The 24,589-nt window shown below is 66.9% G+C and carries 27 protein-coding genes, 1 tRNA gene and 1 pseudogene; 11 read left to right on the top strand and 18 right to left on the bottom strand.

What is annotated here, in order from left to right; translation table 11 throughout:
* Window positions 1-273: 273 nt before the first annotated feature.
* Window positions 274-960 (bottom strand): hypothetical protein, encoded by a 687-nt coding sequence (locus tag LGR69_RS15205; protein WP_230366512.1) that lies wholly within the window; start codon window positions 958-960, stop codon window positions 274-276.
* A 76-nt stretch (window positions 961-1,036) separates the two neighbouring features.
* Window positions 1,037-2,002: a restriction endonuclease gene (locus LGR69_RS15200; protein ID WP_230366511.1), complete on the bottom strand. Its 966-nt coding sequence runs from the start codon at window positions 2,000-2,002 to the stop codon at window positions 1,037-1,039.
* A gap of 159 nt (window positions 2,003-2,161) precedes the next feature.
* Between LGR69_RS15200 and LGR69_RS15195 the strand changes: the two genes are divergently transcribed.
* The 5 genes from LGR69_RS15195 (at window position 2,162) to LGR69_RS15175 (ending at window position 5,716) form a co-directional block, all read left to right on the top strand.
* Complete coding sequence (locus LGR69_RS15195; RefSeq protein ID WP_230366510.1) at window positions 2,162-2,407, top strand: helix-turn-helix domain-containing protein; 246 nt, start codon at window positions 2,162-2,164, stop codon at window positions 2,405-2,407.
* Window positions 2,408-2,507: 100 nt separating this feature from the next.
* Window positions 2,508-2,738: a hypothetical protein gene (locus LGR69_RS15190; RefSeq protein ID WP_230366509.1), complete on the top strand. Its 231-nt coding sequence runs from the start codon at window positions 2,508-2,510 to the stop codon at window positions 2,736-2,738.
* A gap of 165 nt (window positions 2,739-2,903) precedes the next feature.
* Complete coding sequence (locus tag LGR69_RS15185) at window positions 2,904-3,491, top strand: DUF3489 domain-containing protein (protein ID WP_230366508.1); 588 nt, start codon at window positions 2,904-2,906, stop codon at window positions 3,489-3,491.
* Window positions 3,492-3,500: 9 nt separating this feature from the next.
* Window positions 3,501-3,992 carry a DUF2924 domain-containing protein gene (locus LGR69_RS15180; protein ID WP_230366507.1) on the top strand — a complete coding sequence of 164 codons (492 nt, stop codon included), beginning with the start codon at window positions 3,501-3,503 and terminating at the stop codon, window positions 3,990-3,992.
* The gene (locus LGR69_RS15175; protein ID WP_230366506.1) at window positions 3,989-5,716 is read left to right on the top strand and encodes a recombinase family protein; all 1,728 of its coding nucleotides are present in this window, start codon (window positions 3,989-3,991) and stop codon (window positions 5,714-5,716) included. Before LGR69_RS15180 ends, LGR69_RS15175 begins: the two co-directional genes overlap by 4 nt.
* A gap of 183 nt (window positions 5,717-5,899) precedes the next feature.
* Here the strand turns inward: LGR69_RS15175 and LGR69_RS15170 are convergent, their stop codons facing one another.
* The 3 genes and pseudogenes from LGR69_RS15170 to LGR69_RS15160 form a co-directional block, all read right to left on the bottom strand.
* Window positions 5,900-6,583, bottom strand: a complete 684-nt coding sequence (locus tag LGR69_RS15170) for a zinc metallopeptidase (protein ID WP_230366505.1) — start codon at window positions 6,581-6,583, stop codon at window positions 5,900-5,902.
* 67 nt (window positions 6,584-6,650) lie between these two features.
* Window positions 6,651-7,529: pseudogene (locus LGR69_RS15165) on the bottom strand (cation:proton antiporter); the annotation flags it as partial.
* A gap of 549 nt (window positions 7,530-8,078) precedes the next feature.
* Entirely contained in the window at window positions 8,079-9,581 is a 1,503-nt protein-coding gene (locus LGR69_RS15160) for a hypothetical protein (protein WP_230366504.1), read from the bottom strand.
* Between the two features lie 167 nt (window positions 9,582-9,748).
* Here LGR69_RS15160 and LGR69_RS32205 point away from each other — a divergent pair, with 167 nt between their 5' ends.
* Window positions 9,749-9,919 (top strand): integrase core domain-containing protein, encoded by a 171-nt coding sequence (locus LGR69_RS32205; RefSeq protein ID WP_370881367.1) that lies wholly within the window; start codon window positions 9,749-9,751, stop codon window positions 9,917-9,919.
* Between the two features lie 467 nt (window positions 9,920-10,386).
* Here the strand turns inward: LGR69_RS32205 and LGR69_RS15155 are convergent, their stop codons facing one another.
* From LGR69_RS15155 to LGR69_RS15115, 10 genes are all read right to left on the bottom strand, one after another.
* Window positions 10,387-11,175, bottom strand: a complete 789-nt coding sequence (locus tag LGR69_RS15155; protein ID WP_230366503.1) for an alpha/beta fold hydrolase — start codon at window positions 11,173-11,175, stop codon at window positions 10,387-10,389.
* A gap of 527 nt (window positions 11,176-11,702) precedes the next feature.
* The gene (locus LGR69_RS15150; protein WP_230366502.1) at window positions 11,703-12,785 is read right to left on the bottom strand and encodes a catalase family protein; all 1,083 of its coding nucleotides are present in this window, start codon (window positions 12,783-12,785) and stop codon (window positions 11,703-11,705) included.
* Window positions 12,786-13,054: 269 nt separating this feature from the next.
* Entirely contained in the window at window positions 13,055-13,978 is a 924-nt protein-coding gene (locus LGR69_RS15145) for a molybdopterin-dependent oxidoreductase (RefSeq protein WP_230366501.1), read from the bottom strand.
* Window positions 13,975-14,793, bottom strand: coding sequence for a cytochrome b/b6 domain-containing protein (locus tag LGR69_RS15140; RefSeq protein ID WP_230366500.1), 819 nt, complete (start codon window positions 14,791-14,793; stop codon window positions 13,975-13,977). Before LGR69_RS15140 ends, LGR69_RS15145 begins: the two co-directional genes overlap by 4 nt.
* Window positions 14,794-14,933: 140 nt before the next feature.
* Window positions 14,934-15,167 (bottom strand): hypothetical protein, encoded by a 234-nt coding sequence (locus tag LGR69_RS15135; protein WP_230366499.1) that lies wholly within the window; start codon window positions 15,165-15,167, stop codon window positions 14,934-14,936.
* A gap of 890 nt (window positions 15,168-16,057) precedes the next feature.
* Window positions 16,058-16,675, bottom strand: a complete 618-nt coding sequence (locus LGR69_RS15130) for a glutathione S-transferase family protein (RefSeq protein WP_230366498.1) — start codon at window positions 16,673-16,675, stop codon at window positions 16,058-16,060.
* Between the two features lie 69 nt (window positions 16,676-16,744).
* Window positions 16,745-17,344 carry an MFS transporter gene (locus tag LGR69_RS15125; RefSeq protein WP_268868592.1) on the bottom strand — a complete coding sequence of 200 codons (600 nt, stop codon included), beginning with the start codon at window positions 17,342-17,344 and terminating at the stop codon, window positions 16,745-16,747.
* Between the two features lie 44 nt (window positions 17,345-17,388).
* Window positions 17,389-17,520 (bottom strand): hypothetical protein, encoded by a 132-nt coding sequence (locus LGR69_RS31855; RefSeq protein ID WP_268868595.1) that lies wholly within the window; start codon window positions 17,518-17,520, stop codon window positions 17,389-17,391.
* Between the two features lie 111 nt (window positions 17,521-17,631).
* Window positions 17,632-17,850 (bottom strand): hypothetical protein, encoded by a 219-nt coding sequence (locus LGR69_RS15120; RefSeq protein ID WP_230366497.1) that lies wholly within the window; start codon window positions 17,848-17,850, stop codon window positions 17,632-17,634.
* A 418-nt stretch (window positions 17,851-18,268) separates the two neighbouring features.
* Window positions 18,269-18,344 (bottom strand) — tRNA-Ala (locus LGR69_RS15115).
* Window positions 18,345-18,467: 123 nt separating this feature from the next.
* On the opposite strand from LGR69_RS15115, the gene LGR69_RS15110 reads away from it, so the two are divergent.
* The 3 genes from LGR69_RS15110 to LGR69_RS15100 all read left to right on the top strand — a co-directional run bounded on the left by LGR69_RS15110 (window position 18,468) and on the right by LGR69_RS15100 (window position 20,713).
* On the top strand, window positions 18,468-18,770 hold the full coding sequence (locus tag LGR69_RS15110; protein WP_007567711.1) for a YggT family protein: 303 nt from the start codon (window positions 18,468-18,470) through the stop codon (window positions 18,768-18,770).
* Window positions 18,771-18,782: 12 nt separating this feature from the next.
* A complete protein-coding gene (locus tag LGR69_RS15105; protein WP_230366496.1) occupies window positions 18,783-19,826 on the top strand; it encodes a MaoC family dehydratase in 1,044 nt (347 codons plus the stop codon).
* 479 nt (window positions 19,827-20,305) lie between these two features.
* Entirely contained in the window at window positions 20,306-20,713 is a 408-nt protein-coding gene (locus LGR69_RS15100; RefSeq protein WP_230366526.1) for a GNAT family N-acetyltransferase, read from the top strand.
* A 47-nt stretch (window positions 20,714-20,760) separates the two neighbouring features.
* Here LGR69_RS15100 and LGR69_RS15095 read toward each other — a convergent pair whose 3' ends face one another.
* The 3 genes from LGR69_RS15095 to LGR69_RS15085 all read right to left on the bottom strand — a co-directional run bounded on the left by LGR69_RS15095 (window position 20,761) and on the right by LGR69_RS15085 (window position 22,424).
* Window positions 20,761-21,315 carry an outer membrane protein gene (locus LGR69_RS15095; protein ID WP_230366495.1) on the bottom strand — a complete coding sequence of 185 codons (555 nt, stop codon included), beginning with the start codon at window positions 21,313-21,315 and terminating at the stop codon, window positions 20,761-20,763.
* Window positions 21,316-21,413: 98 nt separating this feature from the next.
* Window positions 21,414-21,659, bottom strand: a complete 246-nt coding sequence (locus LGR69_RS15090) for a DUF6894 family protein (protein WP_007567703.1) — start codon at window positions 21,657-21,659, stop codon at window positions 21,414-21,416.
* A gap of 204 nt (window positions 21,660-21,863) precedes the next feature.
* A complete protein-coding gene (locus LGR69_RS15085; RefSeq protein ID WP_091861368.1) occupies window positions 21,864-22,424 on the bottom strand; it encodes a L,D-transpeptidase in 561 nt (186 codons plus the stop codon).
* A gap of 169 nt (window positions 22,425-22,593) precedes the next feature.
* Here LGR69_RS15085 and LGR69_RS15080 point away from each other — a divergent pair, with 169 nt between their 5' ends.
* Complete coding sequence (locus tag LGR69_RS15080) at window positions 22,594-23,061, top strand: hypothetical protein (protein ID WP_007567699.1); 468 nt, start codon at window positions 22,594-22,596, stop codon at window positions 23,059-23,061.
* 294 nt (window positions 23,062-23,355) lie between these two features.
* The gene (locus LGR69_RS15075; RefSeq protein WP_039904072.1) at window positions 23,356-24,579 is read left to right on the top strand and encodes an efflux RND transporter periplasmic adaptor subunit; all 1,224 of its coding nucleotides are present in this window, start codon (window positions 23,356-23,358) and stop codon (window positions 24,577-24,579) included.
* Window positions 24,580-24,589 lie beyond the last annotated feature (10 nt).

Here is a 24,589-nt window from a genome sequence, read left to right as displayed (position 1 = left end):
CACTGTCACCCCAGACGAGTGCGCCAACTTCTTCGCTGCCGCAGGATACGACCCAGATTAAACCGAAAACGCTCTAGCCTGGCGATCTGCTTCGGCGGGTGGTTGCGAGGGTTGCGCGGATCCGGCCGCAACTCGGCGAGCGGCCGGATCGTGATGCGATCGACGAGCTTTGGGACGAGACGACCCGTTTCATAAGATACCTCAGTGTGGGTTCCAATTGATCGTGACACGATGTTCTCCTCTTGAAGGTTGCGGTGGGTGTGAAAGCTTCGCCTACCGGCGGCCGCGCGGGCGCGGCTCGATCCGCTTCAGGTGGTGGGCGAGTTGATGGGCAGCATTGACGAGCTCGACCACGATCAGAGCGTGGCCCTCATGGCTCGCCCAGCGCAGGCGATGACAAAGATCGTCGAGGCTGCGACAGATGTTGCCTGACACCGGCTTCTTCTCGGGCGAGGAAACATCGAACGCCTCGGCATGCTCGCCTGCCAGGGCGGTGAGATGCGCCAAATCCTCTGGTTCACGGATGAGCGCGCCAATCCGGATGAGGTTCTCAAGATCTCCGGGGTCCACATCGGGACGGAGGTCGTGTGGATCCTGCCGCAGCGTCTCGTAGTGAAAGCCGGCGAGTGGCGCCCGCAGGTCGCGTAGGAAATCCACCGCACGAGCCTGGGTCAGTCCTCCGCGCATCAACCGCAGCGCGATCAGCAACGCGAAGGCTTCGTAGCCGCTGTACAGGACGTCGATGCCGCGACCGGGCGGCCCCTCGCCATGGAAGGCTCGACGGACAGGCCGTCCGCGGGGTGTCTCCTGCTCCTGCCTACGGTCGCGGTCGAGCAGACGCTTCAACTCGATCCTGAGAGCGTCGAAGCGCTTCGGCTCGTGCTGCGGGTTGATGCCCGAGGCGATGGCGATCGCCTGCTCGACCTGATCTCGTTTGAAAGTGGCGTAGCTCGCGTCCAACATGAACTCGAACTACGCCGCCTATATTGAAGTGTCAACAAGGTATCCTATCAGGAGTGCAGGCTAGCCGCTGGGCTCAACCGTTGCGCTCAATCAGCCAGTCGAGCAGGCCGGCCTCGACGCTGCGCCGGGCGAGCTCCCCGCCGGTGAGCAGATGCACGTCGGGCCCGTCCGCGGCCAAGGCCCCGACCGGGGAATGGCAGACGAAGAACATCCGCGCGTAGCCGTCGCTCGTGCGATAGGCCGCGATCGAGTCGGCGAGCACCGCCTGCGTCGCCCGGGACTTCACCTGCACGAAGCCGCGCTCGCCAGTCGCCGGCTGCTCGACGACGAGGTCGACTTCGGCTTGGCTTCCGCCGAGCGCGGACACCCGCTGCCAGCCCGAGCGCGCCATCAGCAGATCGGCCAGCACCTCGAAGTCCGCCCAGTGCAGCCCGGCGATCAGCGCCTCGGCGGCCTGGATCATCTCCGCCCGTACCGCCCGCGCTCGAACGACGGCGGGCTCGTCGATGTCGTTGATTCGCCGCAGGAGATAGTCCTCCGCGGCGACCTTGCAGATCGTGCGCTGGTACCCCTGGAGTTGGGTCAGGCGGCTGCTCAGGCTCGCGGTCGTCAGCGGCGCGCCGAGTAGGTTGAAGTCGCGCCATCCCGCCCGCGTCCGGCGCTCGACCACGCCGTCAGTGCCCACCGGTACGCGCGTGACCTCCGGCTCGGCGAACGCCCACCACAGCCTGCCTTCTGCAAAGGTGATCCAGAGTGCCTCGGCCGGCAAGGTGTGGAAGTCCCGGAGTTCGCGCAGCACTTGGCTGACCTCGCCCGGCGGGCGGCGCCCGTCGCGCGCGAGCGCGGCGCGGGCGCCATCCCAGTCGCCGGCGAGGCATTCGGCGTGCGGTTCGTCCGGGCTGCCGAAGCGGATCACACCCTCGGCTAGACAGGCTTTCGCCCAGGCGCCGCCGGGCCCGAGCTTGATGTACCGCACCGCGCTGGGGGCGAGCGGCGGCATGGGGATGGCGGCGGGTGGGACGGGGATGTGCAGGGTCATGGTGCGAGCGCCCGATGCGGAGGCCGATCCTCCGGGGTGCAGGCGTCGCTCTGCCGGGGCGGACAGTCCAGCGGAATATCCGGTTTATAGATATCTGATTTTTGGATCAGGCGATGTCGTCGGTACTGGGCCTGCCGGACCCCGTCTGCCCGGCCCGCCATGCCCCCCTCCCTGCGCTCCCGTCGCCATCGGCGCCTGGCGGAGCTGATCGCCCGGTACCGCGACGCGGCCGGTCTGAAGCAATCCGACGTCGCCAAGCAGCTCGGCCGGCATCAGCCGTTCGTCAGCGGGATCGAGAGCGGCCAACGTCGGGTCGACCTCGTGGAGCTTCTCGACCTCGCCGAGGTGATCGGCTTCGACCCGCACGAGCTGCTCAAAGAGCTGCGCAAGACGCCGCGGGAGTGAGCCGGCAGATTCCGCTGGACTGTCGTCGCGGACGGAGCGTGTGTGCGTCCGGCGACCGAGGCGGGCGCGAAGCAACCCGACGGCCCGGCGGAGACAAACCATGAACACATCCGGACTGAGCATCACCGCCGGCCTCAGCGAGATCAGCGGCCGGCTGACCGACGCGGCGGCGATCGCCAAGGCGGCGCTCGCCTGCGCCGAGGCCGGGTCCGAGCGCGAGGCGGTGCGCATCGCCATGAAGCTCGACACGCTGCTGAACGAGGCCGACACCCTGCACCGCGCCGTCTGCCTGATCGGCCGCCTGCAGCGTGCCGCCGAAACGGACACCTGATCCCCGGCAGACATGCCCACCGGCTCGCCCCGGTGGCCGATACGCTGCCGCTGACGGCCGGTCGATCCGCGCCGATACCCCCCGACCCCCGCTGCCCTCAGTGCGGTCGGGGCTGTAGGCGGTGGCAGACCCAGCGCGGGCTGTCCGACCCTTGAGAGCCCGACGATGCCGACTGATCCGCTGCTCACGCCGCAACATCGCGATCTGCTCGCCGCCGCGGCGCGCAGGCCGGATCATCGCCTCACCCCACCAGAGCGGGTGACGGGCGGTGCGAGGCGCCGCCTCGGCGAGAAGCTGGTCGCGCTCAGCGTCGCCGAGACCGTCACGGCGGCGGACGAGCCGATCTGGGTCCGCGTCCCGTCCGGGGAAGCGAAGGGGCTTCAGCTGACCGTGGCCGGGCTCGCGATCATCGATGTCGATGCTCGTGCCGGAGTCGGCGTATCGCGGGAGCGGACGCCGATCTGCACGGCGGTCGAGCCGCGGGCCTGGACGAAGATCGCGCGGGTCCTGGCCCTGCTGCGACGGCCGGAGGGTGCCGACCTCCAGATGCTCGCCGCCGCCACGGGCTGGCTGCCGCACACGACCCGCGCCGCGCTCACCGGCCTGCGCCGCAAGGGCCACGCGATCCACGTCCGGAAGCGGGAGGCCGACGGCAGGACGGTCTATCGCATCGAGACCACCGCCGAGTCCGCCTCCGGACCGACGAGCGCCTCGAGCGAGGCAGCCCCTGCCACGCCAGTAGCCTCGCGCTGAGGGGATGTCATGGACCGCTCACCCATCCCTGTAGCCGACCCACTTCTCGCCGAGCTCGACGCCCTGCCTGCCCTGGACCTCGACGCGCTCCGCCAGCGCTGGCGCCGGCTGACCCGCCGCCCGGCGCCCCCTGGCCTGCGTCGGGATATGCTCGCGCGCCTGCTCGCCTACGAGATGCAAGTGCGTGCCTACGGCGGCCTGTCTCGCGACACCGCCCGCCTGCTCGACCGCCTCGCCGCGGGCGCCGATCCGGCGAAGACCCTGGCCACCCGCGACACCAGCCGGCCCAGCCCCGGCACGCAGCTCGTGCGCGAGCATGCCGGGCAGGTCCACCGCGTCAGCGTCACCGCGGCCGGCTATCTCTGGAACGGGGCGATCTACGCCAGCCTGTCACCGATCGCCGAGGCGATCACCGGCACCCGCTGGAACGGGCCGCGCTTCTTCGGCCTGCGCGAGCGCATCAGACCCGAGCTGCGGGCGCAGACGGAGGTGGTCTCGTGAAAGCCCCGGTCCGCGCACCGGCGACGCCGCAGCAGGTGCGCTGCGCGATCTACACCCGGGTCTCGACCGAGCACGGGCTGGAGCAGGCGTTCAACTCGCTGCACAGCCAGCGCGAGGCGGCCGAGGCCTACGTGAAGAGCCAGGCGCACGAGGGCTGGCGGCTCCTGCCCGAGCGCTACGACGACGGCGGCTTCTCCGGCGGCTCGCTCGAGCGGCCGGCGCTCACGCGCCTGCTCGCCGAGGTCGTGGCCGGACGGGTCGAGGTCATCGTCGTGTACAAGGTCGACCGCCTCACCCGGGCGCTGTCGGACTTCGCCAAGCTGGTCGAGCTGTTCGACCGGCACGGGGTGTCGTTCGTGTCGGTGACGCAGGCGTTCAACACCACGACCAGCATGGGCCGGCTGACGCTCAACGTGCTGCTGTCGTTTGCCCAGTTCGAGCGCGAACTCACCGGCGAGCGCATCCGCGACAAGATCGCGGCCTCGAAGCGCAAGGGCATCTGGATGGGCGGCATCGTCCCGCTCGGCTACCGGGTCGAGGCGCGGGCGCTGCACGTCGTGCCGGAGGACGCCGCGCTGGTGCGGCGGATCTTCGAGCGGTACCGGGCGCTCGGCAGCGTCGGCGCCTTGGCGGCGGAGCTGGAACGGGAGGGGGCGCACGCACCGGACCGACGCAGCGTGACCGGTGGGCGGGTGCGCGGCGGCCCGTTCTCGCGCGGGCACCTGTACAAGCTGCTGGCCGCGCGGGTGTATCTCGGCGAGATCACGCATCGCGGCGCGAGCCATCCCGGCCGGCACGCGGCGATCATCGAGCTTGAGCTGTTCGCGGCGGTGGCGGAGCAGTTGGCCGCGCAGACGCCCCAGCGACGGCGGACGCGCTCGGCCTCCGGGGCGTTGCTGGGCCGGCGGCTGTTCGATGCCGACGGCAACGCCATGACCCCAAGCCACACGCGCAAAGGCGGGGTGCTGTACCGGTACTACGTCTCGCAGGCGCTGCTACGGGGTCGGGCCCGCCAGCGAGGCGCGGCGAGCACCGACTTCAGCCCCGGCCGCGTGCCGGCGGCGGCCTTGGAGGAGGCGGTCCTGGCGGCGTTGGGCGGGGCCGTGCGCCGGCGGACGCCAGCGGGTACGGCCATCGAGCAGAGCATCGGAGCCACCGCAACCGCGGCCCTCTACCACGACGACCGACCGAGGTCGGAGGCCATGATGCCGGCTCTGGTCGAGCGCTGGCTCGAGCGGGTCGTCGTGCGAACGGATGCGCTGGTCATCACGCTGCGCGCGGACGCCGCCTCCGCGGATGGCGACGGTGCCGACGCGCAGGCGGACGAGATCGTCGTGCCATGGTCGAGCCAGCGACGGTCTAGCCGGGCGGCGGTGCTCGCGCCCGAAGCTCGGGCGGCGCATCCGAGCCGGGCGCGGCAGCCGATGCCGGAGGATGTGCGGCGCCAACTGCTCGTGTCGATCGCTCGGGCCCGGGCGTGGACGGAGGCGTTGGCCAGCGGGCGGGCGACGGACACGGCGATGTTGGCGGCGCGCGCGGGCTGCAGCGAACGGCACGTGCGCATGCTGCTGCCGCTGGCTGCTCTAGCGCCGGACATCGTCGAGGCGGCGATCGAGGGTCGGTTGGCGGCGGGCTACGGCGCGGCGCGGCTGTGCCGCGGGCTGTCGGCCGTATGGGCCGAGCAGCGCAAGCTGATCCCGATCATCAGCGTGCCTCAGGAGTGACGGGGTGTATCTGACCACCGCCCGTACCGGTAGGTCTTGACCCTTTGCGGACCTCCCGCCCGCCTATTCGAATGTCCGCTTGGAAGGCACAGCAACTGAGAGGAATGGCCAGGTCTGGTTCCGAAGGTGGCGGTCCGCTCGCGGCTTGGCGGGCAGGCGCATCGGCCCCTCGCCTCGGAGGTTTTAGAACGGGAGGAGCCGCCGAAAGCGGGCAATGTTCACGAGCGCTATGAGGGACGAGGCCACGTAGGTGAGGGCTGCAGCGCGCAGTACGGTGCGGGCGCCGGGCATGTCGCCTGCGTCGAGGAAGTGACCCGTCTCCAGGATGGGCAGGGCCCGGCGGAAGCTCGCGTCGAGTTCGACGGGCAGTGTCAGGACGTGGAACACGAGGCGAACGCCGAGGAGTGCGATGCCGACACCGACCTGTAGGGCGAGCAGCACCGGCGAATGGACGAGAGCGAGCACCACGGGCGCAGTCATCATCACTACTGCCGCAGCAAACTCGAAGCCCTGCACGACCGGGGCAAACCTCACCCGCGCCGCGAAAAGCCGGTCCCCCGCCGCGTGCTGAAGCGCATGGGAGACCTCGTGTGCCGCGACCGCGACCGCCGTGATCGAGCGGCCGTCATGGTTCCCCGGCGACAGCCGCACGACGTTCGCGACCGGGTCGAAGTGGTCGGCTGGCGCTATCTCGACGGAAACGTGCTTCAGCCCCGCCAAGTCGAGCAGATGACGGGCGAGTTCACCTCCGGTCCCGGGCAGATCCGGCCGCTCGGTCGCGTGTTGCCGCATCGCCCGGCGCACCCACCAGTGGGGGCCAAACACAAGGCCGAACAGGAGGGCGCCGAGCGCTAGGAGGATGGGCACGTCAGATATGTAGCTGTGCCGCCGTATCCGCGAAAGCGCGGTGCATGCCTCCGCCTCCGACACGTCTCCACAGGGCGGAGACGTAACCCTGGGTGCGCTCGCTCATGGCATCACGCGGAGCCCTGTCGCCGACGAGCAGCCCGGCCGCGACCACCGCAAGGGGGCCGCTGATGTGGAGCTTTTGGGCCAGGGCGTAGGTGCCCGTCACGAGGGCCAGGGTGATCAGGACCTCGACGGGGAAGTCGTCGATGGTCCGCATGGCGCGGTAGGCGACGTAGCCGGTCACGACGCCGAGGAGCAGGCCGCCCCCCGCCTCCTGCACCAGCAGGCGGGCGATCCCGGCGGGGCCGGATGCCTCGCCGCCGATGCCGGCCGCGAAGCCGAGGAGGACGGTGAACAGGACGATGCCGACGCCGTCGTTGAACAGCGCCTCGCCCTGCATCTCGATCTCCAAGGCCAGGGGCACCTTCACGTTCTTCAAGGTGGCCAGTACCGCCACCGGATCGGTCGGGCTGATCAGCGAACCGAACACCAGCGCCCACGGCAGGGTGACCGGCAGGCCGACGCCCTGCGCCACGGCCCAGAAGGCGCAGCCCACCACGGCCGTCGAGATGACGGTACCGACCAGCGCGAGCGTGGCGACCGGCCAGGCCCGGTCGCGCAGGGCGCCGAGGTCGAGGGTCATGGCGCCTGCGAACAGCAGGAACGCCAGCATCCCGTTCATCACCACGTCGGTGAAGTCGATCTGCCTCAGCACGTCACTCAGGGCGCCGTAGAGGTTTTGGCCGGGGAAGGCGACGTCGAGGAGCACCAGAAGCAGCGATGCCACGAGCCCCATCACCAGCAGGCCGATGCCGTGCGGCATGTGGACGAAGCGCCGGTTGATCCAGCCGAACAGGGCCGACAGGGTCAGGAGAAGGGCGGTGAGATCGAAGATCGAGAGCACACGGCTTCCTTGTCCAGCGTCACCCATGAGAACGAGCGGCAGTTGTGAACGTTCAGGAGCGTCACTTTTGGGTGGAGAGCGGTAGCTGGCTCGTCGCCCAGAAGCGGACGCGATCTCTCCCGCAGTCAGGTCCTCGCATAAGCGCGCGTATAGAACCTCGGCGCGGTCGAACGGCTACGTCTCACGCAGGATGCGCAGTGCCGGTTCGAGCACGTAGGGTGAGAACCCGGCAGGTGCACGCTGTCGCCGTCTCGTCGCACGCTGATCGCGTAGCCCCGACGGATCGTGAGCAGGCCGGCCGGGAGGTCGAGGGCAACCCCACACCACCCGTCGCTTCCTTCTCGCCGCCTGATCCACCAAACTCGGCGATAGTCCCCTTCACTACGGGCGCATCGGCCGGAGGGCTCTGCCGGCACAACTGCTTTGACTGTGCTATGCAAACCTCGTCCGCAATACCCGTACTATTGGTCAACCCTCAACTGCGGAAACGAGAAGTCCCGCATTGCGTCAATCACGGCTATTTACAATATCCAATATATAACAAATAAATCAAAATTTTATTTCGCTATATTGAAGGCCATATCCAAGATCTATTGCATTAGGGTCCCTCTCTGGGAGCCTCGGGTAAATTGGAACAACAAGGGACCGATCGATTTTGCTTCCAGTTAACTCCGCCCAATCGCAGGCAGCAGCAAGAATTGCTGCGCCCAACCAATCATAGCCTCTTTCCCAACCGCCATCCGGGAATATTTTATTTCCAGAAAGGTAGTAAGATGAAGCATAGTCGTCCCCGTGAAAAACGTCGCGATGTTCAATATGATTTTTGTACTGAGCCCACTTAAGTCCTTCCGGGCAACTGTAATCATAAATATTTTTCTTGTTACCGAGTATTCCGAGCGCAACGGCTTGAAGATGATTCGCGCACTCATCCTCCGACCGGCAGTCAGGTAAAGTCGCCAATTTCCTTGCATTTTCAACCGGCCGCGCAAGCGCAAATTTTCGCGTCTTATGGTACATCGGGTTCATGGCAAAAAGAATGTTATCTAAGGTTTCTTGGCGATAGACTGTTTTCATCCTCCTACATGCAAGTTCGTATAATTTTCCTACATAATCCATATAAGGTTTTGACCTCTTAATATTCCAAATTTGATCTGACTCATGTCCCTCTTCGGGTTGTGTAGCATCGTAGTGCCCCATTCCAGCCACGCACATTGAGTCGTCATCAGGAAGCTGCATATGTGAATAGCAATTACCAAACGGGTGATGTGCAATGTCTGTCAGGAAACTATTTTGCATTCTGCCAGACAAAATTACTCCCTCCCTGGCTTCTCGTTCCTTGAAAACGTTTTTGCTGGTCAGTGCATGCAATCCCATGTGGATGGCACGAACGGTTTCATTCAACCCAAGACGAGCGCCAGCAGCGATTGCTGCAGTTTTTTGCTCCGGAGTCTTGGCCAGCTTATAATCCAGAAACGCCTCTGTGGCCTTTCTATATGAATTTTCCTTTGCAGCAGATATGAGCGCATTTACGGCCGCATGATTTAAAGTTGCGTCAGGTAGCCAAGCCCGCTTTCCGATTAAACTGGCCTCCCTAGGGTCACAACCTGCTGCAAGGTAGCAAAGTACTGTCGTATAATAATGACCCGCTTTATCCCAAAACCGAATTGATGTTGAGTAGTCATTAAAACTTAGATTTATTTTTTTGCCGAAGGCAAAATGCACAGATGCCAGCTCGGCCTCCAACTCGATTTGTGACATTGTTCCAATAGTATTTTTTGCATTACGGATATTCTTTTGTAAATAATGACAGACTTCATGTGAAATGGCAGCTTCGTAAATATCTTCTTTCGATGTTAAATCATTTTCCGCTATAGAAACATCGCCACCATGACTAAAAGAAATGGTCGGTTTTCTTCCGCCCTTTAAAACATAGAACTTGCAATGGCGTAGAGAGTGTCCAAACGTATGCTCTAGTTTGTCGACTAAAGGAGCGGCAGGTTGGAAGCTCACACGCTCGCCATCAAATGCTAGACCTAAATTGAACCGGTTCACTGTAATTATCCTATTCTATTTTTGAGTCTATAGTTTGTGTATATGATTTCCCAAGCGCGTCAAAGTGAATAATTGAGACTCGGCCTTTGTCCCCGCTTCATCCCTATAACCCGAGTCCAGTTTGATCTCCTCAGTCAGCCCGATCCAAAGCCAGCCGGTCAAGTCATCTGAGCCAGGAGATCTTCTTCTCACAAGAGAGGGCAGAGATCGTGGTCGGTCTTTGGCAAACCACATACAACCGTGTCCGGCCGCACTTATCGCTGGGTGACCTCCAGCCCGCGCCCGTCACCTTCCCGGATCTGACTTTCCAGCCACCCATGGTCGCCAAGATGCAGTAGCATCTCATCTGACCCTGTCCGAAATGCCGGTCAGGTCAAAGTCGCTGCCGTCTGTGCCATCGTTGAGGCGGCGGCCTAGCTAGCCTTCGACGAAGTTACCCGGAAGCGGACGCTTTGAATGTCCGAGAGGGGTCGTGAGCGGAAACGTTCGGTAGCCGATCCCCTTTAGGACACATGGGGAATGCCCGGAGCGCGAGTTCAGACGGTCCGTTGTCGAGCCTGGAAACGGCAAGCCTAATTAAAGCGGTCGTTCGCGGGATGGGCCATGTGGAGCGCAACCAGAGCAGGTCAGCGCGATCAGCGCAGCCTCGAAATGCCGCGCTCTAGGTTGGCTTTGAAGCGCTGCTTCATTTCCGCGGCGATTAAAGAGCGGACCATGGACCGGATCCCGAGCGGATGCGGCAAGTTCGGCCGATATGCTTGACGATCCGGGGATGACCGCGGGCTCGGGTGTGCAAGAAGCCATTTCAAGGCGCATCCTCCCCGGCCGTTTCGAGGATCACGCGCGCCGTCTCGGCAGGCTGATCCCAATGCGGGAAGTGGCTGCAGCGTTCGAACCAGTGCAACTGGGCCGACGGGAAGGCTACCTGGGCGCGTGCAGCCTGGCGTGGCAGCAGCAGGTGGTCCTGGCGGCCCCAGCCGATGGTGACCCGGCCAGGCGTCTTTGCCGAGCCCTGCTGCAACGGTCCGCGTGCCAGCTCGCGCAGCATCGCATCGAACACCGGTGTGGCCGCCAGGCTCCGCAGCTCCTCTTCGACAAGCTGCGGTGGTAGCACCCACGGACGGGCCGACAGTTGGGCCAGCAACAGCGTACGGGTGACGGCATGGCGCGACAGGCCGGGATGGAAGGGCCGCAGCAGCCGCACCAGGCGTATCGATGCCGCGAGCGTCCAGTGTAACCAGCGCGTTTCCCACCCGCGCCAGAAACCGCCGGGATCGAGCGCCACGCAGTGCCGACCGATGCCCCGCCGCGCCAACTCCAGCACCAGCCGGCCCCCCACCGAACTGCCGACAAGGTCCGCCGTCGTCAGGCCATGGGACTGCACGAAGCCGGCTAGGGCGTCCGCATAAGCCTCCACCGTCTGCCGGCCCGCGAGCGGGGCCGATCTGCCATGTCCCGGCAGGTCGACCAAGATCAGTTCGCGCGAGCCGCGCAATGCGCTCAAGAGCGGATCCCAGGCGCGGAGATTGGCCCCCAGCCCATGGACCATCAGTAGCGGCCGGCCCGTGCCGAGGCGTTCGAAATGTAGGGACATGACGGCATTGTCCTTCAATTTTCGCGCTGCAATACGAACACTGGTCCGTCGCAGATTTCGTCAGGCCGAGAGTGCCAGTCAGGTCCGCGGGCCGCTCATATCGGACGCATCGAGGTCGAGTGACCCGCCGCGGCATTGGGTGAACCCGCACAGGCGATCAGAACATGAACCCATGGCCGGGCTGGCGCTTGCCGAGCCAGCATCGTCGTGCGCGGTCCGTGCGATCACGCCGGCTCCAAACGGTCGATGGACGGAGACTTGACGGCACGGAGCCATCCAGCCCCCGGGAACGTCTCACCATCGTCTTCAGTTCTTTGCGATCGGCTCCCTGATCCGGAACCTGAGGGCTTCGATCACGACCGTCTACGTCAAGATGGCGCCGCCGCGGTCGATGTGTGTGTTGCACACCACCGCATCGTCGGTTCAATCGGAGACGGAGGGGCCCTTGAACTCACAGGCGTGCGCCCGGGCGACATTAACCAGCCTGTCGGCCCCACCCTGGCTGTCCGATGTCGGTCATGTCGCGCCTAGGCTGGAACGTGATCAATGCTCGCGGTATCCTCGGACGCCACGCCATTCTTGCTGTGGCGGAAATCGCTCAGCGCCTGGTAGACCCGAAGCCGTGCGCGCATCACGGAACCAAGCGGCCGGTGAGCCGCGAGACTATGGGCAGGACGGAAGGTCATCACCTCGTCGAAGTAGCGCACGCGGTCCGCGCCGTAGGCATCCTGGCGGGGCAGGCGCAGCGTAGCGACCGTACGGTAGGGGCTGATGGAGACCGGCCAGTCGACCGAGGCATCCTCGATGGGTTGGCTCTCGGCGTCGGCCCAGATCTGGGCCCTCAACTCGAACACTACCTCGTGGTCGCGGAAGAAGGCGACCGTGGCATGGCGGAAGCCGTCCTCGTCCTGATGCGGATCGAGCCGCCACTCGGATAGGGCACGCTGGCTTCCCGTCGCCGGAACGACCCCGAGCTTGGCCACATAATCGCCGTAGCGGACCGGCGCCTGGCTGAAGTAGCTGTCGGCGAGGGGGTGGCTGTAGGGATGGCCGAAGAAGTCGGCCAGCGCGCTCTCCGTCCCGAAGGCGTGCAGCGCGCGATTGAGGTTGCGCATCGTCGACGAGACCGCGCTCTTCACCCCTTCCGGCAACCCCGTGGACTTCCCGATGACGGTGCCGTCCCGCAGGAAGCCGGCCGCCGTCCCCGAGGGAAACGTGGTGCCCGTCGCGAGTACGAAGTCCTGGGTGTCGACGGCGTGGCCGAGCAGCTTCTCGCCGGGCACGTCGAACACCTTGATGGACATGCCGCGGTGGGTCGAGACCCGGTCGCCAAGGGTCTCGCCCGGCCCCTGAGCAAAGCGAACCGCCACGGGGTGGGTGCCGGGCGTGGCGAACAGCCCTTGGGCCAGTTCGGGCGGCAGGCCGGCGGCAATCGTCAACTCGCCGGTGACGCAGGCCGAGCTCTTCGCGTGGCTGGCACGCACGGCATGGTGCTCGCGTGCCTCAACGGTCTCCGATTGCTGCGTCATGCCGTTGATGATGCCGTCAATCGTCTTCTGCTCGTCCGGATCGGGCTTCTCGACGTCGGGTGCGTATCGAAGGTAGGTCATGTTCTTCCTCACGGGGATCGGGGAACTGAAGCGGGCCGCGGCAGGAAAGAGCGCAGCGGGTTCGGGGTTCGACGGGTTGAATCGGAAACGGAATCCTGTTCCGAAAACCGAGGGTGCCGGGGGCCATTCTCGACCCTGGACGACTTCGCATCCGTCGAAAGTCTGCGTTCGGCTGCTGGCCGAGCGGGGTTCAAACCGGAGGCGACAGCCCGAGCGTTGCCTCAGGGTAGACGTCTGACCCTCCCGCAAAGGGCGACCATCGCGTCACCTCAGATACCGGCGTACCAGGCGTAGCCCTGGTCCTCCCAGTATCCCCCCTTGCCATCGCCGAGGCTGGCGAAGCTCTCGACCACCTCGATGCGCATCACGTATTTCGCCTGCTTGTAGCCGAGGTTGCGTTCCACGCGCAGCCGCAGCGGTGCGCCGTTCGACACGGGAAGCGCCTCTCCGTTCATGTCGTAGGCGAGGATGGTCTGCGGGTGGAACGCGTCCACGAGATCAATGCTTTCATAATACCGGACCGGCGATCCGCCGCTGGCCGCGTCATCATCCGACGCCTGCTGGCCACCTGAATCCTTCCTGCTTTCCCCGCTACCCGATTGCTTGGTCATGCTCGGGTTGGCATTGCCGGCGGGGGCCTTGTCGGCCTCCTCCCCGTCTCCCCCGCCTTCGAGTGCGTTGCCCTGATCCATGGTGTCGGCGCAGTGGAACACCACGTAGCGCGCCTCCGATTTCAGCTTGGCCCGGGACAGGAGGTCGGAGAGCGGCACCCCGGTCCACTTGCCGATGGCGCTCCAGCCCTCGACGCAATCGTGCCGGGTGATCTGGGTGCGGGCGGGAAGCTTGCGGAGCTCGGCCAGGGACAGCTTGAAGGGCGCCTCCACGAGGCCGTCGACTTCCAGGTGGTACTTGGCGAACTTAGACTTCACGAGGGCCTTGTAGGCCTTGTCCGGCGGGTCCTCGGTGCCGTTCGGCTTGAACCACGGCGAGATGTCGGCCTCGGCGTATTCCGGGGCCAGCGCCCGGTCGGTGAGTAACAGGCGCTGGACGAACAGGTTGGCGTCCTCGCCGGTCTTGAGGGTGCGCCGGAACCACTCCGAGTTGCCGAGGCGGTCGCACCCGCCCAGCATGGCCGCCGCGGCCGTGGCGGAGGCCCCCGTCAGGAGGGCGCGTCGGCTGGGTAATCTGCTCATGGCCGGGGCTCACCCGTGGCGGCGGTGGGCTCGACCTTGCGCTCGATCACGAACCAGCCGGTGAGCATGCCGCGCATGTTGTTCCAGAAGCCAGAGAGCAGGACGAGGGCGACGTGAACGACCACGAACAAGACCAGCAGGGCCGCCACGACGAAGTGGACCGTGCGCGCCGACTGGCGCCCGTCGAACAGCGTCAGCAGGTACGGGAAGGCAGCGTCCATCGCCGGGGACATCGCGAGCCCGGCCAGCACCTGCACCGGCAGCAACACGAACAGCACCACGAGGTAGGTCAGCTTCTGGATGACGTTGTAGCGCTTGGCCTCGTCGCCCTGCGGGAAGCGCAGCGTCAGGTGCTCCCGGATCGACGCGCCGAAATGCCGGATCTGGTCGCGCGACGGGATCACGCGGAACCGAAGCTGTCCGCTGACTAGCCCATAAAGCAGGTAGGCGAGCCCATTCAGGACGAAGGCCCATGCGAAGAAGAAGTGCCAGGAGCGGCCGCCGGTGAGGTCCTGGTCGCTCGGCAGGGTCGACCAGGCCGGGAAGCCGCAGTCGGCAGCCTCGCCATTGGAGCCGACCGATGAGCCGAGCCAGCCCGTCGTGTCGAAGCCGTGACCGAACACCGTCGTCACGCCCTTGGGCGGGTCGTCCTCGGTCGAGGACATCGCCATCAGCGGCGTGTCGAAGGTCGAGACGCTGCCCCAGTAAAGGGCCGGGTGGGCGTTGAAGATTTGCAGGCCGCTCATCAGCAGGACCAGGAGGCAGACCGCGTTCACCCAGTGCGTGATGCGGATGACGACGGGATGCCGGAACATCCATCGGCGACGCTCGACCTCATCAGTCTCTGGCGCTGATCGGGTGAGATAGGTTCGGGCCAAGCGGTCTTCCTTGAAATCGTGGCCGGCAGGGCGGAGGTCCCTTCATCGGGACCTCCGGGACTGTCAGGCGCTTGAAATCACATGCCGCGGTTCATCATCCGCTTCTTCATCATGCGGCGCTTCATCATTTGCTTCCGCATCATGCGCTTCTTCATCATCATCCGGTCGCCGTGCATCATGCGGACCTGGGTGACGCCGCTCTCGGACTGGAGGCCGTTGACGGACATCGGGGCGGCGCTGGCCGAACCGGCCGCGAGGGCGACGCCGCCAAGGGCGGTCAAGGCGACGAGGGCGAGATTGAAATTTTTCATGCAAGATTTCCTGTAGTGCTGAATGACTTATTCAACCTTCGTCACAACAGATATTTTCCGGCATTGTTCCGATATATAGAATCCAATCATTTGATGGTTATTGGCCATCTGGACAGACGATAGTGTGTACGAAAGGAAAGCCTTCGGCACGAATATTATCAGGTCGTTTGACGGCGGTACGATATCGGCTCAAGTTAAGTTTCAGATATAATTATTGGCGGCTAGGATGCCGCGCACAGCCGGCCAAGCCATCGAAACAGGCCAAGATCCTCGTCGCACATCTCGTCGCCGCCAATTGCCTTCTTGCTGGCGGTGTTGGGATTGGCCTGAGGGATGTGCTCGGTGTCAGATCCTGATGCGCCGGCTGGCTTGCTTTAGGATGCAATCCGACGCCGAGAGCCGAGGACGGTCCGTCCCGGGGGGCGAGGCCATGCCCGATCTCGACGATTTCGGCGGCGGCTTCCTGAGGTTGTATTTTGACCTTACCTAGGCCGGCCTCCAGGCGCCGATCGACGAGCACTGTCTGGGGCCGGCATCGCTCGCCGAGACCGTGTCCAGCGCCGACGACCATCAACGCGTCACGGGCGAGGGCGACCATGACGCTAAGAACCGGACAGGCAGCTTTCGACCAGATTCAGTCGTACAGAAGTTGCTCGCTCAACGTCCGCTTCCGAGCATCGCGGCGCAAAGCCGGAGTAACTGGGTCGGGTCGACACCGGACGGTCGCTCACCTGAAACTGAACGTCCGCTTCCGGGCGGACCGCCGACTTCCGCTCTTGGCGCTAAGCAGCATCTTTCTTTTGACTGCGGACTTTCTGCTTTCGAGCGCGGCGGCGAATTTTCTCCGTCTGAGTTTTCTTCCGAGAGAGCAGTTACGAGCTGTCTGCGTCTCAGCTCAATGCGACCGCGAAGCCACACTGCACCGCCGGCCGGGCCATCATTACATCGTACCAGCGGTTCACATGAGGATAGTCGGAGAGGTCGACCTGATGGCGCTCGTGCCGCCACGCCCAACCCAGAATGGCAAAATCCGCGATCGACAGCGCGTCGGCCACAAACTCCGCCGCCGCCAAGCGCCGATCCAGCACCCCGTAGAGCCGGTGAGTCTCCTTCAGGTAGCGCTCCAACCCGTAGGCCCGGTCCTTCTCCGCGACGCCCAGAAAATGGTGGACCTGCCCCGGCATCGGTCCAAACCCGCCCATCTGCCACATCAGCCACTCCAACACGGCCATGCGCTGGCGCGGATCGGCTGGCAAAAACCGGCCCGACTTCTCCGCGAGGTACAGCAGGATCGCGCCCGACTCGAACACCGAGATCGGACCGCCGGGCCCGTCCGGATCGACGATGGCGGGGATGCGATTGTTCGGGCTGATCGCCAGGAAGGCCGGATCGAACTGCTCCCCCTTCGTGATGTCGACGGTCCTGACCCGGTAGGGCAGGCTCATCTCCTCAAGAGCGATGCTGATCTTGCGCGCGTTGGGCGTGTTCCAGGCATACAGCTCGATCATCGCGGGGCCCTCGATTTCCACCTCCGCATCGCTAACCGCTGCGGCGCAGGTGCGAAAGACGCGCGGGTGTCAGTGGGCGACCGGCCGGGATCGTGGCATCGCGCTCACAAGAAGCGCCGCGATCAGGCCGCCGAGCGCCAGCGTCAGGAAAGCGGCGACGAAGCCAGCGCTGTGGGCCAGGGCGCCGAACAGGGTCGGTCCGACCACGATGCCGCCGTACGTGAACAGAAGACCGCCGCTCGTCGCCGCACCCACCTCCGCGGGCGTGACGGCATTCATGATCTCCGCCAGGAAGACCCCGTTCCAGCCTGTGGCCGTAGCGCCGAAGACGATCACCACGGGTAGGGACAGCCAAGAGGGGCCGAGCGGGGCGAGCGCGGCGGCGAGCGTACAACTGAGCGCCATGCCGAGGCTCAGCCCGATCAGCACCTTGCGCGAGGCTTGGGTGCGATCGGCCAGATACCCCCAGGCCGGCCGACCGAGGATGCCCGCCACTTGGCTCGCCGAGAGGAGGGCACCCGCGGTGATCAGATCGTGCCCGACCACGCTCACCAGGTAGACCACCAGGAAGGCACTCAGGACGAGCTGGATAGCTCCGAAGATCGCGGAGGCTGCGGCCAGCCTCAGCAGTGCCGGGTTGCGGACGATCAGGTACGGCGGATCGAGCAGGCGCCGGTTCCGGCTCGGTGCACCGGCGGCGCGTTCCGTCCTGACTAGGGGGGGGCGGCTGCAAAGGCGAGCGCGGCGAGGGTACTGCCGCCGGCCAGGATCACGCAGGTGCCGCTCCAGTCGAAGCGTGCCAGCAGGAGCGGCACGCTCGTCTGCCGAACCGAGACGATGAACACGAATGCGGGCGATCCCGCTTGATGGGCGATCGCCTGAGAACTGGCGGGTGTGAGGGGTCCGTAGCACAGCCCGATCAGGACGGCGCCCGACAGCAGGCCGACGATCCCGGCCTAGGCGAAGATCGCGAGGCCGAGAGCTCCCCCGACCACGCAGGCGAAACTCAGCCGCAACGGTCCGAAGCGCTGGATCAGCGGCGTAGCGAGCAGGTTGCCCAGGAGGACGAAGGCGTAGACCAGGCCCGAATACGCCCCCGTGATCTCGGCGGGCAGGCCGTAGCTATGCGTGACCTCCCCCGCCATGACCGGCGGCGCGAGACTGAGCATGGACAAGGCGGCTTGCGGGAACATCGTGGCGAAGAGCAACGCGGCTGGGCTGCCATGGGGCGGAGGAGCCGTCGCCTCGGACCGTAGGCTGCCACCGTTGATCAAAGACTCGCTCCCAAGCGCCGCGCCTCGCTGCCCGGCGATTCCCGATCCGCGTTGCGCTCTGCCTGGATCCACGACAGCGCGATCTCCCCGCGAACGCGCGTCTCAAGCCGAGGTGCGAAACGGTCTCCGAGCCTACGTCAGCTTGGCGAGCCGGAAAGCGGCACTGCCCACGCCGAGAACGGGCGCGTGTTCACGCCCGAAGTTGGCCGGCGGAGAGATGTCGACGGTTGCGGGAGACCGTGTAGGCTGCCGCTAAAGCCTGGTCCCAGCAGCGATATCGCCGCCGAGAGCAGAAGACTGACTTTTCACCAGGAAGGCCTGGTGGAGCTGAGGGGAATCGAACCCCTGACCTCCGCAGTGCGATTGCGGCGCTCTCCCATCTGAGCTACAGCCCCGTCGAGGCGCCGGCCTTGTAGGCGCGGGCGGCTCAGCCTGTCAATTCCTGTTTCACCGCCGCCTGCCGCACACCGCTCCCGGTGCTGCCGCGCGGGCGCCCCGAGGATAGTGCGCGGACCTGCATGAACGCCCTGATCTGGCTCTTCGACACGGTCGTCCAGCTTTTCATCTACGTCCTCATCGCCAGCGCGGTCCTGAGCTGGCTGGTGGCGTTCAACGTGGTGAATGTCCGCAACCCGATCGTCGCCCAGATCGGCGAGGTGCTCTACCGGATCACCGAGCCGGTGCTGCGGCCGATCCGCAACCTGCTGCCCAATCTCGGCGGCGTCGACATCTCGCCGATCATCCTGATCCTGCTGCTGCTGTTCATCAGCCGCCTTCTGCACGAATATGCCGTGCCCCAGGCGTATATCTACGCGCAGTAGGATCGAGTGACCGTGAAGACAAATCCAGGCCGGTTCTTCGAGGATTTCCGCCTCGGCGAGACCATCCGCCACGCCACCCCCCGCACCGTGACGGTGGGCGATGTGGCGCTCTACACCGGCCTCTACGGCCCGCGCTTCGCCGTGCAATCGTCGGACGCCTTCGCCCGGGCCCTCGGCTACCCGAAGAGCCCGCTCGACGACCTGCTGACCTTCCACATGGTGTTCGGCAAGACCGTGCCGGACGTCTCGCTGAACGCGCTGGCCAATCTCGGCTACGCGGAGGGCGGCTTCCGCCGGCCGGTCTATCCGGGCGAGACCCTGTCGACCGTCTCCGAGGTGATCGGCCTCAAGGAGAGCTCGAACCGGCAGACCGGCGTGGTCTATGTCCGCTCGGTGGGCTCGGACGAATCCGGCGAGACCGTGCTGAGCTATTGCCGCTGGGTGCTGGTGCGCAAGCGCGACCCCGAGGCGGCCATCGCCGAGGAGCACGTGCCGACGCTGGCCAAGGTGGTCGACCCGCAGGACCTCGCAGGCGCCCTGCCGAAGCTGTCCGCCGCCGCCTACGATTCGGAGCTCGCCGGCAGCCCGCATCGCTTCGCCGACTACGCGGTCGGCGAGAAGATCGACCATGTCGACGGCATGACCGTCGAGGAGGCCGAGCACCAAATCGCCACGCGCCTGTTCCAGAACACCGCCAAGGTCCATTTCGACGGGCTGGCCGCCAAGGACACCCGGTTCGGCCGGCGGCTGATCTATGGCGGGCACGTGATCTCGCTGGCCCGGGCGCTCAGCTTCAACGGCCTGGGCAATGCCTTCGCGCTGGCCGGCATCAATGCCGGCCGCCACGTGGCGCCGCTCTTTGCCGGCGATACGGTCTATGCCTGGAGCGAGATCCTGGCCGCGGCCGATGTCGGCCGGGACGATGTCGGCCTCCTGCGCCTGCGCACGGTGGCCACCAAGAACCAGCCCTGCGGCGCCTTCCCGGACCGGGCGGGCGAGGGCTACGACCCGGCCGTGATCCTCGATCTGGATTACTGGGCGTTCGTGCCGAAGTAGAGCTCCACAGAGGGCGCGGTCCGCACAGGGGGCGGTTTCCCTTCCCCTTCTGCCTGCGAGCGACACGGGTTTGCGGCGCAGGCGCCGTTGCAGACCGCGACGCGCCCCCTCTCCCGTGGGGGGGAGGGGGCCCGCGCCTTCTGCGCTCAGGGCATGCTTCGGCGACGGTCGTAACCCGTATAGGACGTCGCTCTGCGGAAGGGGGAGGGCGCACAGATATCTTGGTGTCTGCTGCCCGCGTCCGGCGCCGATGTATCGGAACGCCGTCGCCCGCCCGGCAGCGGGCGCGATGTCCGGCCCTCACAGGAGCGCCCGATGAATCCTGTCCCATCGAGGGAGGCCGTGACGATCCGGCCGGCGGGCCTGGACGATGCGCCGGCCATCGCGGCGATCCATGTCGCCGCCTGGCAGGAAACCTATGCCGGGCTCCTGCCCCCTGAAATGATCGCGGCCCAGACGGTGGAGCGCCGCCTCGCGGCCTGGACGCGGATCCTCGGGGGCCGGAATCGGGCACGGCGGTCGCGGTCGCCGAGGGGCCTGCGGGTCTCGTCGGCTTCGGGTCCTGCGGCGCCCAGCGCGCGGCCGAGCTGGCGGCGGACGGCTTCGACGGGGAGGTCAGTGCGATCTACGTCCTGAGCGCCGCGCAGCGGCGCGGGACCGGCAGCGCCCTGATGGCCGCGTTGGCGGCCCATCTCCGACGGAGCGGTTATCGTGCCGCCAGCCTGTGGGTGCTGCGCGACAATGCGACGGCCCGGCGGTTCTACGCGCGCCTCGGCGGTGTCGTGGTCGGCGAGCGGGTGGAGCGGCGGGAGCGGGCCACGCTCGAGGAGGTCGCCTATGGCTGGCGCGATCTTGCGGCGCTTCGGCGGGGTCCGGTTTCCGGCTGACGCGCTCGCAAGACGGTTCTGGTCGGGCGACCCCAAACGAAAACGAATCAGCGTAGCCCGTTGCGTACCACGCCGGCCTCGACCGCCACGGAAAGGCGGTCCGTAACCGCCCATTCGACGCCGAAGCGGGCGTTCGGCAGGATCGCGATGTCCTCCCGGGTGAGGGGTGGGCTGAACGGCGTCGGCCCGACCCGCAGGGTGTCGTGCACGGCGCCCGCCCCCGCCTTGGCGTAGAGCAGCACGTCCGGTGTCAGCAGCGTCCCGACCTTGACCTCGAGCGCGCCGGCGAAGTCGCGGCTGTAGGCGAGGCGCCCGAAGCCCGGGGTGAGAGTCCCGTCGAGGCCGGCGAGGTAATCCAGGCCGCCGCTGATCCCGTAGAGGATCGGCCCCTCCTGCCACATCCGGCCGCCCTCGAACCCGAGGGTCGGGCCGGAATAGCTTCCGACATGCCGGGACGTGCTGACCGCGTAGCCGGTCGACAGGCGGGCGTAGGAGCCGGTCCAGCGGCCGGCATCCTCGACCGGATCCAGGGCGAAGGACGGCAGCGGCGCGAAACCCACGAGCGACAGGAACGCCTGGGCGGCGGCGGGGAAGGCCGGCAACAGGCAGAGGCCCAGACAGGCGGCGAATCAGCGCGGACGGAAACCGGCGGATCTGATCATGCCGGCATGATAACCGAACGCGCCGGCGGTGGACCAGATCAGGCCGCGAGGGGGCGATCGCCGACCAGCTGCCGGAACGGCTGCACCATCACGCGCCGGCCGGTGAGGTCGTGCACGCTGACCTGCCATTCGGACCAGTCGGTCCGGTCGGACAGCGCCCGCATCACGTCGACGGCGACCCGGCGCGCTCGCAGGGGCAGCCGCCCGGCCGCGCGGATATCCGCGCCGCGCGCGTCGAACACGCATTCCAGACCGTTGGTGCAGTGGAACCGGTAGCGGGCCATCGGGGCTCCTGTCGCATCCTGCGCGATGTCGTCTCGATGTTCTATATATGTTCCTGTGTCGATGGAACATCCCGCCGGTACGATCCGCCGCAGGTTCGGCTGGATCGGCCCGGGACCGGCCACCGGCTCGCGCATGATCGGAACCGGGATGCGCGCTCCACGCCCGACGGCCCGGCGATCCGCGCCGGCCGCCGGGCTTTTCGCTCAGTCGCGCACGACGACCTTGGTGCCGACCCGGACCCGGTCGTAGAGATCGACCACGTCCTTGTTGGTCATGCGGATGCAGCCCGAGGAGACCGCGGCGCCCATCGTCTCGGGCTCGTTCGAGCCGTGGATCCGGTAGAGCGAGGAGCCGAGATAGAGGGCGCGGGCGCCCAGCGGGTTGTCCTGGCCGCCGGCCATGTAGCGGGGCAGGTCGGGGCGGCGGGCCAGCATCTGCTGCGGCGGGCGCCAGGCCGGCCATTCCTTCTTCATCGTCACCGTCTTGGTGCCGGACCAGGAGAAGCCCTGCCGGCCGACGCCGACGCCGTAGCGGATCGCCTCGCTGTTCCCGAGGATGTAGTAGAGCCGGCGCTGGCGGGTCGAGATCACGATGGTGCCGGGCTTCTCGGTGCTGTTCCAGCCGATCGTCTCGCGCGGGATCGCCTGGGTGCGGAAGACATTCATGAAATCCGCGAGCGGCCCGCTGTCCAGCGGGCCGGCGGAAGCGGGCGCGCTCCCCAGCAGGGCGCCCGCCAGCGCGAGCATCGCGATCCGTCTCGACATAGTCATTCGTCCTCTCGTGCCGATGGCGTCGGTCGTCGCGGGTGGGCCGCGATCCTCCGGCGAGCCGGCCCCGACTTCGCGGCAAGGTTGAGGCCGGCGGGGTGACGCGCGCGAATCCGGCCAGCCCTGTGGACTCCGGGCAACACTGGAAAACGGCGCGACGCCGTGGGTGATTGCGCCGGAGGACGGCCATGCTTATCTCCGGGACGTGATCCGATCCGTCGCCCTTCTGGCCCGCCGCGTCGCGGGCTCGCCGGACCGCCTCGTCCGGAGCCTCGCCGTGCTGGCGGTGCTCGTCGTCGCGGCGGCTGCGCTGACGGCTGCGCCCCGTCCGGCCCGGGCCGCGCCGGTGGCGGGTCCGGCCTGCTGGGTGGTCAGCCAGAACGTCGCCGTCCTGTCGGACGCCCGCAAGGTCGAGACGCGCAAGAACGCCCCCGAGGCCCGTCGGGCTCTGTTCGACGGCACCGACCTGTGCCCGGCCGATCTCGAGGTCGGCGGCGAGCTCGGGCTTCCGCGCCGCCCGGTCGAGGCCCCGCGGCCGCGTCACGCCTCCGCCGCATCCTATGGTTATGCTCCGATCGTCGCGCCGGCCTTCGGACCGGACGAGGCCCTGCACCGGCCGCCCCGGGCGGCCTGATCCGCGCCGCCGGTTCGTCCACCGGCCGGGCGCCCGATCTTCGCCGTATCGGCGCAGGGCCATCGTCCCGGATCCCGGATCCGGCCTGGTAACCTGAAGTCCTGATCGCGCCGCATCGCCTTTCCGAGAGCCGGGAAACCCCGTTCGGGGAGGATGCGCGATCCGCCTCGACGACGCGCGGGCCTTGCTCCGCGCCGGCCTTTGCAGACGCATGTATCTCCAGGAGCGTCGGAACCCGTGACCCGCACTTCGTCCGCCCTTTCCCCGTCCCCCGTCCGGCGCTTCGCGCCGCGCGTGACCGTCCTGGGATCGGCTGCCCTGCTGGCCCTCGCGCTGGGGGCCTGCAACCCGAAGCAGACGGCCGCGCCGACGCCGCCGGTGCCCGAGGTCGGCTTCGTCACCGTGACGCCGCAGGCGATCCCCTACCTGCGCGACCTGCCCGGCCGGGTGGCGCCGATGCGCATCGCCGAGGTCCGGTCGCGGGTCTCGGGCCTCGTGGTCAAGCGCCTGTTCGAGCAGGGCAGCCAGGTCAAGGAAGGCGACATCCTCTACAAGATCGACCCGGCCCCCTACGAGGTCGAGCTGGCGAGCGCGGAGGCCGTGCTGGCCCGCCAGGAGGCCGCCCTGGTTCTGGCCCGCCAGCAGGCCGACCGGCTCGAGACCCTGCTGACCCGGGCGACCGCCAGCCAGGCGCAGTACGACGCCGCCTTCGCGGCCAAGAAGCAGGCGGAGGCGGAGGTCGCCGGCGCCAAGGCGGCCCGGGACCGGGCGCAGCTCAACCTCGGCTGGACCGACGTGCGCGCGCCGATCACCGGCCGGATCGGCCGGGCGCTGCTCACCGAGGGGACCCTGATCGAGCCGGGCTCCACGGGGGCGCTCGCCACGATCCAGCAGCTCGACCCGATCTACGTCGACATCACCCAGTCGGTGGGCGAGCTGAACCGCCTGCGCCGGGATCTTGCCAGCGGCGAGCTCGCCCGGCTGGAGGACAACACCGCCAACGTCCACCTGATCATGGACGACAACTCCCTCTACCCGCTGGCCGGCCGCCTGCTGTTCTCGGACGTCACCGCCGATCCGAGCACCGGCCAGGTGACCCTGCGGGTGCAGTTCCCCAACCCGCATGACGAGCTGTTCCCGGGCATGTATGTCCGCGCCCGGATCAAGCAGGGCATCGATTCCGACGCGATCGCGGTGCCCCAGCAGGCGATCCAGCGCACCGAGGACGGCCGCGCCGAGGTCTGGCTGGTCCGGGCCGACGACACCGTGATGCGCCAGCCCGTCGAGGTCGGGCCGGTGGTCGGTCAGAACTGGCTGATCCGCGACGGCCTCAAGGCCGGGGAGCGGGTGATCATCGACGGCGTCCAGAAGATCACCGCGGGCGTGAAGGTGAAGCCCGTGGACCAGACGCCGCTCCACGGCGAGGCGGGTCCGAAGCACGATGCCGACGAGGCTCCCGACGCGCCGGGCGACAAGGCGGAGGCCGCCCCGCGCGCCGCCGCGGTCAACCGCCACTGAGCCCGGGGGA

The sequence above is a fragment of the Methylobacterium brachiatum genome (genome assembly GCF_020523825.1).
In the GTDB taxonomy this organism is placed as follows: domain Bacteria; phylum Pseudomonadota; class Alphaproteobacteria; order Rhizobiales; family Beijerinckiaceae; genus Methylobacterium; species Methylobacterium brachiatum.
The sequence above is the reverse complement of the archived record's forward strand: the minus strand, read 5'-3'. Positions and strand labels throughout refer to the sequence as shown.

Coding starts and splice junctions, on each gene's coding strand:
- LGR69_RS15085 (WP_091861368.1), bottom strand. CDS start 22,424: ATGTCGAGACGGATCGCGATGCTCGCGCTGGCGGGCGCCCTGCTGGGG.
- LGR69_RS15150 (WP_230366502.1), bottom strand. CDS start 12,785: ATGACCTACCTTCGATACGCACCCGACGTCGAGAAGCCCGATCCGGAC.
- LGR69_RS15195 (WP_230366510.1), top strand. CDS start 2,162: ATGCCCCCCTCCCTGCGCTCCCGTCGCCATCGGCGCCTGGCGGAGCTG.
- LGR69_RS15140 (WP_230366500.1), bottom strand. CDS start 14,793: ATGTTCCGGCATCCCGTCGTCATCCGCATCACGCACTGGGTGAACGCG.
- LGR69_RS15180 (WP_230366507.1), top strand. CDS start 3,501: ATGGACCGCTCACCCATCCCTGTAGCCGACCCACTTCTCGCCGAGCTC.
- LGR69_RS15090 (WP_007567703.1), bottom strand. CDS start 21,659: ATGGCCCGCTACCGGTTCCACTGCACCAACGGTCTGGAATGCGTGTTC.
- LGR69_RS15190 (WP_230366509.1), top strand. CDS start 2,508: ATGAACACATCCGGACTGAGCATCACCGCCGGCCTCAGCGAGATCAGC.
- LGR69_RS15145 (WP_230366501.1), bottom strand. CDS start 13,978: ATGAGCAGATTACCCAGCCGACGCGCCCTCCTGACGGGGGCCTCCGCC.
- LGR69_RS15135 (WP_230366499.1), bottom strand. CDS start 15,167: ATGAAAAATTTCAATCTCGCCCTCGTCGCCTTGACCGCCCTTGGCGGC.
- LGR69_RS15185 (WP_230366508.1), top strand. CDS start 2,904: ATGCCGACTGATCCGCTGCTCACGCCGCAACATCGCGATCTGCTCGCC.
- LGR69_RS15200 (WP_230366511.1), bottom strand. CDS start 2,002: ATGACCCTGCACATCCCCGTCCCACCCGCCGCCATCCCCATGCCGCCG.
- LGR69_RS15155 (WP_230366503.1), bottom strand. CDS start 11,175: ATGTCCCTACATTTCGAACGCCTCGGCACGGGCCGGCCGCTACTGATG.
- LGR69_RS15130 (WP_230366498.1), bottom strand. CDS start 16,675: ATGATCGAGCTGTATGCCTGGAACACGCCCAACGCGCGCAAGATCAGC.
- LGR69_RS15110 (WP_007567711.1), top strand. CDS start 18,468: ATGAACGCCCTGATCTGGCTCTTCGACACGGTCGTCCAGCTTTTCATC.